Annotated in this window: 10 protein-coding genes and 1 pseudogene; 8 read left to right on the forward strand and 3 right to left on the reverse strand. The window is 70.3% G+C overall.

Annotated features, from left to right (window positions below):
* Positions 1 to 121 precede the first annotated feature (121 nt).
* Positions 122 to 424 (reverse strand): DUF397 domain-containing protein, encoded by a 303-nt coding sequence (locus ACZ4NT_RS27935; protein WP_121406299.1) that lies wholly within the window; start codon positions 422 to 424, stop codon positions 122 to 124.
* Positions 425 to 690: 266 nt separating this feature from the next.
* Between ACZ4NT_RS27935 and rpsO the strand changes: the two genes are divergently transcribed.
* From rpsO to ACZ4NT_RS27960, 5 genes are all read left to right on the forward strand, one after another.
* Entirely contained in the window at positions 691 to 978 is a 288-nt protein-coding gene (rpsO, locus tag ACZ4NT_RS27940; protein ID WP_057579463.1) for a 30S ribosomal protein S15, read from the forward strand.
* Positions 979 to 1,312: 334 nt separating this feature from the next.
* Positions 1,313 to 3,529, forward strand: coding sequence for a polyribonucleotide nucleotidyltransferase (locus tag ACZ4NT_RS27945; RefSeq protein ID WP_121406300.1), 2,217 nt, complete (start codon positions 1,313 to 1,315; stop codon positions 3,527 to 3,529).
* A complete protein-coding gene (locus ACZ4NT_RS27950; RefSeq protein WP_121406301.1) occupies positions 3,526 to 4,905 on the forward strand; it encodes a M16 family metallopeptidase in 1,380 nt (459 codons plus the stop codon). The genes ACZ4NT_RS27945 and ACZ4NT_RS27950 overlap by 4 nt, the downstream gene beginning before the upstream one ends.
* Positions 4,906 to 4,932: 27 nt before the next feature.
* A complete protein-coding gene (dapB, locus tag ACZ4NT_RS27955; protein ID WP_121406302.1) occupies positions 4,933 to 5,685 on the forward strand; it encodes a 4-hydroxy-tetrahydrodipicolinate reductase in 753 nt (250 codons plus the stop codon).
* A gap of 36 nt (positions 5,686 to 5,721) precedes the next feature.
* Positions 5,722 to 6,174 carry a tetratricopeptide repeat protein gene (locus tag ACZ4NT_RS27960; protein ID WP_121406303.1) on the forward strand — a complete coding sequence of 151 codons (453 nt, stop codon included), beginning with the start codon at positions 5,722 to 5,724 and terminating at the stop codon, positions 6,172 to 6,174.
* A gap of 98 nt (positions 6,175 to 6,272) precedes the next feature.
* Here the strand turns inward: ACZ4NT_RS27960 and ACZ4NT_RS27965 are convergent, their stop codons facing one another.
* The gene (locus ACZ4NT_RS27965; RefSeq protein WP_467728116.1) at positions 6,273 to 6,830 is read right to left on the reverse strand and encodes a hypothetical protein; all 558 of its coding nucleotides are present in this window, start codon (positions 6,828 to 6,830) and stop codon (positions 6,273 to 6,275) included.
* Between the two features lie 123 nt (positions 6,831 to 6,953).
* The gene (locus ACZ4NT_RS27970) at positions 6,954 to 7,193 is read right to left on the reverse strand and encodes a hypothetical protein (protein ID WP_121406305.1); all 240 of its coding nucleotides are present in this window, start codon (positions 7,191 to 7,193) and stop codon (positions 6,954 to 6,956) included.
* Between the two features lie 140 nt (positions 7,194 to 7,333).
* Between ACZ4NT_RS27970 and ACZ4NT_RS27975 the strand changes: the two are divergent.
* From ACZ4NT_RS27975 to ACZ4NT_RS27985, 3 genes and pseudogenes are all read left to right on the forward strand, one after another.
* A pseudogene (locus ACZ4NT_RS27975) lies at positions 7,334 to 7,476 on the forward strand (FAD-dependent thymidylate synthase); the annotation flags it as partial.
* A gap of 210 nt (positions 7,477 to 7,686) precedes the next feature.
* The gene (dapA, locus tag ACZ4NT_RS27980) at positions 7,687 to 8,586 is read left to right on the forward strand and encodes a 4-hydroxy-tetrahydrodipicolinate synthase (protein ID WP_121406306.1); all 900 of its coding nucleotides are present in this window, start codon (positions 7,687 to 7,689) and stop codon (positions 8,584 to 8,586) included.
* Between the two features lie 133 nt (positions 8,587 to 8,719).
* Positions 8,720 to 10,405, forward strand: coding sequence for a ribonuclease J (locus ACZ4NT_RS27985; protein ID WP_121406307.1), 1,686 nt, complete (start codon positions 8,720 to 8,722; stop codon positions 10,403 to 10,405).
* The last annotated feature ends 140 nt before the right edge of the window (positions 10,406 to 10,545 follow it).

Below are 10,545 nucleotides of genomic sequence, written 5' to 3' on the forward strand. Positions count from 1 at the left end.
CCGATCCGGTCCGTGCGGGCGGGGCTGCGAGCGCCGCACCCGCACCCCGCCCCTCGAACCGCCCCCGCATCCCGCACCTCAAGCGGCGGTCAGGCCCGCCGGGCGGTGCCCCGTCCGGCGGTCACTGCGCCGGCTCGACGTCCGCTCCGCCGCCCGGCGCCGACTCCAGGTCGAACTCGCCGTCCCGCGCCCCCAGCACGAACGCGGTCCACTCCGCCTCCGTGTAGCGCAGCACGGTGTCCGGGTCCAGCGAGGACCGCATGGCCACGGCCCCCGCGGGCAGGTACGCGATCTCGACCCGCTCCTCGTGCTCCTCGGTGCCCGGTGCGCCGTGCCACTCGACGCCCGAGATGTCGAGGGCGTAGAGCTCGTCCTTCTCGCGCTCCTTGCGGGCCCTGACATCCTTGTCCTCTGCCTCGGCCATGCGAAGCGACCCCTTCCCGACGTACGACTCGATCCGAGCGCTCACCCTAGTGGCCGCCCCCTCCCCGGCAGGGGTGCTTCCGGGACCCGGGCGAGCACGTCCTCGCAGGCTGGTACGCTGTGTGACGGCCGTTTGTGTACGCACCCCCGGAGCCCCGTGCTCTGGAGGTCGCGCCCAGCGGATCCCCGCCTCCCGAGTCACGGAAGCTCCCCTGAGAAGTGGACCAGGGGCACTCGGTGGCCATCAGAAGACTACGAGGAGTACGCGTGCCGCTCGACGCCGCTACGAAGAAGCAGCTCATCAGCGAGTTCGGTCAGAAGGAGGGCGACACCGGCTCTCCCGAGGTCCAGGTCGCCATGCTGTCCCGCCGGATCTCGGACCTGACCGAGCACCTCAAGACCCACAAGCACGACCACCACTCCCGTCGTGGTCTGCTGATCCTGGTCGGCCAGCGCCGCCGCCTGCTGCAGTACCTGGCCAAGAAGGACATCCAGCGCTTCCGTGCGCTGGTCGACCGCCTGGGCATCCGCCGCGGTGCGGCGGGCGCCAAGTAAGACGCCGTGAAGGGAGCGGTTCCCACCTCAGGAGGGGACCGCTCCCTTTGCTGTACGTGCGGAGTGTCGCCGCCCCTTTGTAGTGTGGTAGCACGACGCAGGACGAACGACACAGCGTGACAGCGCCTCCCCGCACCGGGCGGGGTGAGGTCACACACTGAACGAGGAGAAGCGCACCGCGCCGCCGCCGGTCCTCGGTAGTGGCCCCCGGGTGAGCAAGCCCGGGTGCTTCGATCGAAGACCGGCCCGCACCAGACGGAGCGCTTCTCCGCCACCGTCCCCCTGTCACACGGACAGGTGGGACGAAAGACGAAAAGTATCGGAGAAAACGCTAGTGGAGAACGAGACCCACTACGCCGAGGCCGTTATCGACAACGGTTCCTTCGGCACCCGCACCATCCGTTTCGAGACGGGCCGCCTGGCCAAGCAGGCCGCCGGCTCCGCCGTGGCGTACCTGGACGACGACACCATGGTGCTGTCGGCCACCACCGCCTCCAAGAACCCCAAGGACCAGCTCGACTTCTTCCCCCTCACGGTGGACGTCGAGGAGCGGATGTACGCCGCCGGCAAGATCCCCGGCAGCTTCTTCCGCCGCGAGGGCCGTCCCTCCGAGGACGCCATCCTCACCTGTCGCCTGATCGACCGCCCGCTGCGCCCGTCCTTCAAGAAGGGCCTGCGCAACGAGATCCAGGTCGTCGCGACGATCATGGCGCTCAACCCCGACCACCTGTACGACGTCGTCGCGATCAACGCCGCGTCCGCGTCCACGCAGCTGGCCGGCCTGCCCTTCTCCGGTCCGATCGGCGGCGTCCGCGTCGCGCTGATCAACGGCCAGTGGGTCGCGTTCCCGACGCACACCGAGCTCGAGGACGCCGTCTTCGACATGGTCGTCGCCGGTCGCGTCCTCGAGGACGGCGACGTCGCGATCATGATGGTGGAGGCCGAGGCCACCGACAAGACGATCCAGCTGGTCGCGGGCGGCGCCGAGGCGCCGACCGAGGAGGTCGTCGCCGCCGGTCTGGACGCCGCGAAGCCCTTCATCAAGGTGCTCTGCAAGGCCCAGGCCGACCTGGCCGCCAAGGCCGCGAAGCCGACCGGCGAGTTCCCGGTCTTCCTCGACTACCAGGACGACGTCCTGGAGGCGCTCACCGCCGCCGTCAAGGGCGAGCTCTCGCAGGCCCTCACCATCGCGGGCAAGCAGGAGCGCGAGGCCGAGCTGGACCGCGTCAAGGGTCTGGCCGCCGAGAAGCTGCTCCCGCAGTTCGAGGGCCGCGAGAAGGAGATCTCCGCCGCGTACCGCTCGCTGACCAAGTCCCTGGTCCGTGAGCGCGTCATCAAGGAGAAGAAGCGCATCGACGGCCGCGGTGTCACCGACATCCGCACGCTGGCCGCCGAGGTCGAGGCCATTCCGCGGGTCCACGGCTCCGCGCTGTTCGAGCGTGGCGAGACGCAGATCCTGGGCGTCACCACCCTCAACATGCTCCGCATGGAGCAGCAGCTGGACACCCTCTCCCCGGTGACCCGCAAGCGCTACATGCACAACTACAACTTCCCGCCGTACTCCGTCGGTGAGACCGGCCGCGTCGGCTCCCCGAAGCGCCGCGAGATCGGCCACGGCGCGCTCGCCGAGCGCGCGATCGTGCCGGTGCTGCCGACGCGCGAGGAGTTCCCCTACGCGATCCGTCAGGTGTCCGAGGCCCTCGGTTCCAACGGCTCGACGTCCATGGGCTCGGTCTGCGCCTCCACCATGTCGCTGCTGAACGCCGGTGTGCCCCTGAAGGCCCCCGTCGCCGGTATCGCCATGGGCCTGATCTCCCAGGAGATCAACGGCGAGACGCACTACGTCGCCCTCACCGACATCCTCGGTGCGGAGGACGCCTTCGGCGACATGGACTTCAAGGTCGCCGGCACCAAGGAGTTCGTGACCGCCCTCCAGCTCGACACGAAGCTGGACGGCATCCCCGCCTCCGTCCTGGCCGCGGCCCTCAAGCAGGCCCGTGACGCCCGCCTCCACATCCTCGACGTGATGATGGAAGCGATCGACACGCCGGACGAGATGTCCCCCAACGCCCCGCGGATCATCACCGTCAAGATCCCCGTGGACAAGATCGGTGAGGTCATCGGCCCCAAGGGCAAGATGATCAACCAGATCCAGGAGGACACCGGCGCCGACATCACGATCGAGGACGACGGCACCATCTACATCGGTGCCGCGCAGGGCTCGCAGGCCGAGGCCGCCCGCGCCACGATCAACGGCATCGCCAACCCGACCATGCCGGAGGTCGGCGAGCGCTACCTGGGCACGGTCGTGAAGACGACCACCTTCGGTGCGTTCGTGTCGCTGCTCCCGGGCAAGGACGGTCTGCTGCACATCTCGCAGATCCGCAAGCTCGCCGGCGGCAAGCGCGTGGAGAACGTCGAGGACGTCGTCGGCGTGGGCCAGAAGGTCCAGGTCGAGATCGCCGAGATCGACTCCCGCGGAAAGCTCTCCCTCATCCCCGTGATCGAGGGCGAAGAGGGCGACGACCAGAAGGACGACACCGACAAGTGACGTCGAGCAGCTCCACGGCGACGGCCCGCACCTCCTCGGAGGCGCGGGCCGTCGCCCGTACCCAAACCCTCATCAAGGGCAGGAACGGCATCGGCACGGTCCGTAAGACCACCCTCCCGGGCGGCCTGCGCATCGTCACCGAGACGCTGCCCTCCGTCCGCTCCGCCACCTTCGGCATCTGGGCGCACGTCGGCTCCCGCGACGAGACTCCGGCCCTGAACGGCGCCACGCACTACCTGGAGCACCTCCTCTTCAAGGGCACCCGGCGTCGGTCCGCCCTCGACATCTCCTCCGCGATCGACGCGGTCGGCGGCGAGATGAACGCGTTCACGGCGAAGGAGTACACGTGCTACTACGCACGCGTGCTCGACACCGACCTGCCGCTCGCCATCGACGTCGTGTGCGACATGCTCACCGGCTCGCTGATCGAGCAGGCCGACGTGGACGCCGAGCGCGGCGTGATCCTCGAAGAGATCGCCATGACCGAGGACGACCCGGGCGACTGCGTGCACGACCTGTTCGCGCACACGATGCTCGGCGACACCCCCCTCGGCCGCCCGGTCCTCGGCACCGTCGACACGGTCAACGCCCTCGGCGCCGACCGCATCCGCCGCTTCTACCGCAAGCACTACGACCCGACCCACCTCGTCGTGGCGTGCGCGGGCAACGTCGACCACAACAAGGTCGTACGCCAGGTCCGGGCCGCCTTCGAGAGGGCGGGCGCCCTCAAGGGCCCGGAGGCCGCTCCGGTCGCCCCCCGCGACGGCCGCCGCACCATCCGCACGGCCGGCCGCGTCGAACTGCTCGGCCGCAAGACCGAACAGGCGCACGTCGTCCTCGGCATGCCCGGCCTGGCCCGCACCGACGACCGCCGCTGGGCGCTCGGCGTCCTGAACACGGCCCTCGGCGGCGGGATGTCCTCCCGCCTCTTCCAGGAGGTCCGCGAGAAGCGCGGCCTGGCCTACAGCGTGTACTCGTACACCTCGGGCTTCGCCGACTGCGGGCTCTTCGGCGTGTACGCGGGCTGCCGCCCCAACCAGGTGCACGACGTGCTGAAGATCTGCCGCGACGAACTGGACCACGTCGCCGAGCACGGACTCTCGGACGACGAGATCGGCCGTGCCGTCGGCCAGCTCCAGGGCTCGACGGTCCTGGGACTCGAGGACACCGGCGCGCTGATGAACCGTATCGGCAAGAGCGAGCTGTGCTGGGGCGACCAGATGTCCGTGGACGACATGCTGGCCCGGATAGCGGCGGTCACCCCGGACGAGGTCCGCTCGGTCGCCCACGAGATCCTGGGACAGCGGCCCTCCCTGTCGGTCATCGGCCCGCTCCGGGACAAGCAGGCGTCCCGGCTGCACGACGCGGTCGCGTAACCCCCGTCTCAGGTAAGGAACCAAGCAATGAGCAAGCTGCGCGTGGCGGTCCTCGGTGCGAAGGGCCGTATCGGGGCCGAGGCGGTACGAGCCGTCGAGGCCGCCGAGGACATGGAGCTGGTGGCCGCGCTGGGCCGGGGCGACGAGCTGCAGACCCTGACCGAGGCGGGCGCCCAGGTCGCGGTCGAGCTGACCACACCGGCCTCGGTGATGGACAACCTCGACTTCTGCGTACGCAACGGCATCCATGCCGTGGTCGGCACGACGGGCTGGACCGACGAGCGGCTCGCGCAGCTCAGGACCTGGCTGTCCGGCTCCCCGGAGACCGGCGTGCTCATCGCGCCCAACTTCTCCATCGGCGCCGTCCTGACGATGAAGTTCGCCGAGGCGGCAGCGCCGTACTTCGAGTCCGTCGAGGTCGTCGAGCTGCACCACCCGAACAAGGTGGACGCCCCCAGCGGCACCGCCACCCGCACCGCACAGCTCATCGCCGCCGCCCGCGAGCGCGCCGGCAGCCCCGCGCAGCCGGACGCCACGGCGACCGCCCTGGACGGCGCCCGCGGAGCGAACGTGGACGGCGTCCCGGTACACGCGGTCCGCCTGCGCGGCCTCCTGGCCCACCAGGAGGTCCTGCTGGGCGGCGAGGGCGAGACCCTGACCATCCGCCACGACTCGCTGCACCACAGCAGTTTCATGCCGGGCATCCTCCTCGGTGCGCGCCGCGTCGTGACGACCCCGGGCCTCACCTTCGGCCTGGAACACTTCCTGGACCTCGGCTGAGCCGGCGGTCGACGACACGAAGCGGATAGCTGAGACATGCGCGCGAAGATCACTTACGCCATCACGGCGGCCGTCCTGGTCGCCTATTTCGTGCTGGTCGGCTGGCGCGGCGTCCTGCTCATCCAGACCGGCACGGTGCTCACGGTCACCTTCGGTGTGTCCGTGCTGATCCTGCCGGTCATCGGCGTCTGGTTCCTCTGGAAGAACACCCAGTTCGTCCGCAAGGCCAACCGGCTCGCCGCCGAGCTCGACGCCGAGGGCGGCCTGCCCGTCGACGAGCTGGAGCGCACGCCGGGCGGCCGCATCGACCGCGACTCGGCCGACGCGGTCTTCGCCCGTCGCAAGGCCGAGACCGAGGACACCCCGGACGACTGGCGCAGCTGGTTCCGGCTCGCGGTCGCCTACCACGACGCCCGGGACACCCCCCGCGCCCGCAAGGCGATGCAGCGGGCGATCGCCCTGCACGAGGGCCGGTCCGTCCAGGTCTGACGAGCGAGGGCCCCGGCGTACGCCCGGACAGCCGGCCCGGGAACACGGCGAAGGGGCCGGTCCGCAGTGAGCGGACCGGCCCCTTCGCCGTTCGCCGATCAGCCCCGGCGGTACTCGTCGGCCCAGACCTCGACGGCGTCCGCCGCCCGGTCGAAGGCCTCCATCCGCGCCAGGAAGTCGGCGCCGTGCGTGGTGAGCAGCGGCACCAGGTCGTCCGGCGTGCGGTCCTTGCGCACCAGGACCAGCGCCTGCCCCTGCACCGTGCGCGGCAGCCCGAACCAGCGCACCGGCTGCTGGACCGTCCGCACCGCGCCGACCTGCGCCCAGGCAGTGGTGGCGGTCCGCAGGAAGCTCACCCGGCGCAGTCCGTGCGCGCTCACCCAGACGCCCATCCGCAGCAGGCGCAGCGCGGACAGTATGACCAGCAGCGCCGCACCGAGGCAGACGGCGGCACCCGCCATCGTCCCGGTGAGCGCGATGAGCACGGCGGCGAAGAGCACGTACGAGGCGAGCAGCAGGACGAGCGCCGCGGCGCCGACCCGCCACGGCCCGGGCCGGTACGGGCGCCGCCACTGATCGCGGTCGTCGAAGGGCAGTGCGAGATCGTCCGCTGCCTCGTCAAAAGCGCGGTCCGCCGTCAGGAAGGGCAGGGGCACGACTGATCCTCACTCAATCCACGCATGGGGTATGCCCGGTGAGGTTATCGAGCCGGATCCCCGCTCACCACCCTTGGGGGGCCATGGGGGTGCCCACCGCGCCATTCGGGGCCCGCGGAGCGCTCAGCGCCCGTCGGAGGCCTCGGAGTGCTGCGTCGTGGGCGCCGACTGGTCGAGGGAGAGCGCGGGCATCCCGATGAGCAGGGAGCCCACGAGACCGGCGACGACGGTGAGGCCGATGAGCCAGCGGCCGGCGATCTGACCGGCGGTGGCGCGCTCCCGGGGCGGGGGAGCGACGTTGCTGCGGAACTTGTCGGCTTCGGCGATGAAGGCGAACGGGACGGGCTCGCGCCGACGGAACATGGGCGGTGCTTCTCCTCTGGTGACTCGAAGGGATCTCTGTCACCCCTACAGACGTACGAACCTCCCCGGAGGTGCCCGATTTCGGCGAAATTCCCGCGCGAGGGCGGAAAAGGCGCGCAGCGACCTCGCCGTCGAGCCGCCGCACCCAGTACCGGCTCGTCGAGATCCCGTCCTTCCCGCACCGGGAGACCGAGATGGTCGGCGAGAAGACGGAGGCGGAGTGGGGGAAGCTGATGCCGCTCACGTACGCGGCATCAACGCCGACGGACGCGTCGCGCCGTAGCGCGCTTCCGCGCGCCATCCGGCACAGATGTACGCATCAGCCGGTCGAAGTGTCCGTATTGCGGCATTTCTAGAAGTTCATCTAGCCTGATCAAACGGACCCGGCACTGCTTGAACCCCCGAGCAGGCAGTGCCGGGCTCCGCATTTGTCCCGACTTGTCGCCTCCCCCGAGGGCAGACCCCGCGTTGAGCAGCGAGTAGCGTGTCACCCATGGCTCCGACCTCCACTCCGCAGACCCCCTTCGGGAGGGTCCTCACCGCCATGGTCACGCCCTTCACGGCGGACGGCGCACTCGACCTCGACGGCGCGCAGCGGCTCGCCGCCCACTTGGTGGACGCAGGCAACGACGGCCTCGTCATCAACGGCACCACCGGCGAGTCACCGACCACGAGCAACGCGGAGAAAGCCCAGCTCGTACGGGCTGTGGTCGAGGCGATCGGCGACCGGGCGCACGTGGTCGCGGGCGTCGGCACCAACGACACGCGCCACAGCATCGAGCTCGCCCGCGACGCCGAGAAGGCCGGCGCGCACGGCCTGCTCACCGTCACGCCGTACTACAACAAGCCCCCTCAGGAGGGCCTGTACCGGAACTTCACGGCGATCGCCGACGCGACCGAGCTGCCCGTGATGCTCTACGACATCCCCGGCCGCAGCGGCGTCCCGATCAACACCGAGACGATCGTCCGCCTCGCCGAGCACCCGCGGATCGTCGCCAACAAGGACGCCAAGGGCGACCTCGGCCGCGCCGGCTGGGCCATCGCCCGCTCCGGCCTCGCCTGGTACTCCGGCGACGACATGCTGAACCTGCCGCTGCTCTCCGTGGGCGCGGTCGGCTTCGTCTCCGTCGTCGGTCACGTCGTCACGCCCGAGCTGCGAGAACTGCTCGACGCGTACCTCTCGGGCGAGGTCCAGAAGGCCACCGAGATCCACCAGAAGCTGCTGCCCGTCTTCACGGGCATGTTCCGCACCCAGGGCGTCATGACGACCAAGGCCGCGCTGGCCCTCCAGGGACTGCCGTCCGGACCGCTGCGCGCCCCGATGGTCGAGCTGTCCCCCGAGGAGACCAACCAGCTCAAGATCGATCTTGCCGCCGGCGGGGTACATCTCTGACAACGGACTTCACAACTGAATACGCACGACCGCGGGCCATCCGCCCGCACCCCACACAGACAACTGCTACTGCACGAACGTCACGCGCGCCACGTGCCTCCAGGTACGTGGCGCGCGTGGTGAGGAGAGTCTTTTGAGTCATCCGCATCCTGAACTTGCGCCCCCGCCGAAGCTTCCCGAGGGCGGCCTGCGGGTCACCCCGCTCGGCGGTCTCGGCGAAATCGGCCGGAACATGACCGTCTTCGAGTACGGCGGCCGCCTGCTGATCGTCGACTGCGGAGTGCTCTTCCCCGAGGAGGAGCAGCCCGGAATCGACCTGATCCTGCCGGACTTCACGTCCATCCGGGACCGCCTCGACGACATCGAGGGCATCGTCCTCACCCACGGCCACGAGGACCACATCGGCGGCGTCCCCTTCCTCCTGCGGGAGAAGCCGGACATCCCGCTGATCGGCTCGAAGCTGACCCTCGCCCTCATCGAGGCGAAGCTCCAGGAGCACCGCATCCGCCCGTACACGCTCGAGGTGGCCGAGGGCCATCGCGAGCGCATCGGCCCCTTCGACTGCGAGTTCGTCGCGGTCAACCACTCCATCCCGGACGCCCTCGCGGTGGCCATCCGCACCCCTGCGGGCATGGTCGTGCACACCGGCGACTTCAAGATGGACCAGCTCCCGCTGGACGGCCGCCTCACCGACCTGCACGCCTTCGCGCGTCTGAGCGAGGAGGGCATCGACCTCCTCCTCTCGGACTCCACGAACGCCGAGGTCCCGGGCTTCGTCCCGCCCGAGCGGGACATCTCGAACGTGCTGCGCACCGTCTTCGCAGGCGCCCGCAAGCGGATCATCGTGGCGAGCTTCGCCAGCCACGTGCACCGCATCCAGCAGATCCTGGACGCGGCCCACGAGTACGGCCGCCGGGTCGCCTTCGTCGGCCGGTCGATGGTCCGCAACATGGGCATCGCGCGCGACCTCGGATACCTGAAGGTCCCGCCGGGCCTCGTCGTCGACGTCAAGACGCTCGACGACCTGCCGGACCACGAGGTCGTGCTCGTCTGCACGGGCTCGCAGGGCGAACCGATGGCCGCGCTGTCCCGCATGGCCAATCGCGACCACCAGATCCGCATCGTCCAGGGCGACACGGTGATCCTGGCGTCGTCGCTCATCCCGGGCAACGAGAACGCGGTCTACCGCGTCATCAACGGCCTCACCCGCTGGGGCGCGAACGTCGTCCACAAGGGCAACGCCAAGGTGCACGTCTCGGGCCACGCCTCCGCGGGCGAGCTGCTGTACTTCTACAACATCTGCCGGCCGCGGAACCTGATGCCGGTCCACGGGGAGTGGCGGCACCTGCGCGCCAACGCCGAGCTGGGCGCTCTCACCGGCGTCCCGCACGACCGCATCGTCATCGCCGAGGACGGCGTCGTCGTCGACCTCATCGGCGGCAAGGCCAAGATCTCCGGCAAGGTCCAGGCGGGATACGTGTACGTCGACGGGCTCTCGGTCGGCGACGTGGGCGAGCCCGCTCTGAAGGACCGCCGCATCCTCGGCGACGAGGGCATCATCTCGGTGTTCATGGTGATCGACTCCAGTACGGGCAAGATCACCGCCGGTCCCCACATCCAGGCCCGAGGCTCCGGCATCGAGGACAGCGCCTTCTCGGACGTCGTCCCGAAGATCACGGAGGTCCTGGAGCGCTCGGCCCAGGACGGTGTCGTCGAGCCCCACCAGCTGCAGCAGCTCATCCGCCGCACGCTGGGCAAGTGGGTCTCGGACAACTACCGCCGGCGCCCGATGATCCTCCCGGTCGTCGTCGAGGTCTGACCGCGCGAACGCCCCAACCAGGAGCGGGGGGGGGGGGGGGGGGGGGGGGGGGGGGGGGGGGGGGGGGGGGGGGGGGGGGGGGGGGGGGGGGGGGGGAGGGGGGGGGGGGGGGGGGGGAGAGGGAGAAAGGGGGGGAGAGA

Source organism: Streptomyces sp. NPDC026417 (assembly GCF_055567695.1).

Bases quoted from the DNA above. Each gene is read 5' to 3' on its own strand.
- dapB (WP_121406302.1), top strand. From the start codon at position 4,933: ATGAGCAAGCTGCGCGTGGCGGTCCTCGGTGCGAAGGGCCGTATCGGG.
- dapA (WP_121406306.1), top strand. From the start codon at position 7,687: ATGGCTCCGACCTCCACTCCGCAGACCCCCTTCGGGAGGGTCCTCACC.
- ACZ4NT_RS27970 (WP_121406305.1), bottom strand. From the start codon at position 7,193: ATGTTCCGTCGGCGCGAGCCCGTCCCGTTCGCCTTCATCGCCGAAGCC.
- ACZ4NT_RS27935 (WP_121406299.1), bottom strand. From the start codon at position 424: ATGGCCGAGGCAGAGGACAAGGATGTCAGGGCCCGCAAGGAGCGCGAG.
- ACZ4NT_RS27960 (WP_121406303.1), top strand. From the start codon at position 5,722: ATGCGCGCGAAGATCACTTACGCCATCACGGCGGCCGTCCTGGTCGCC.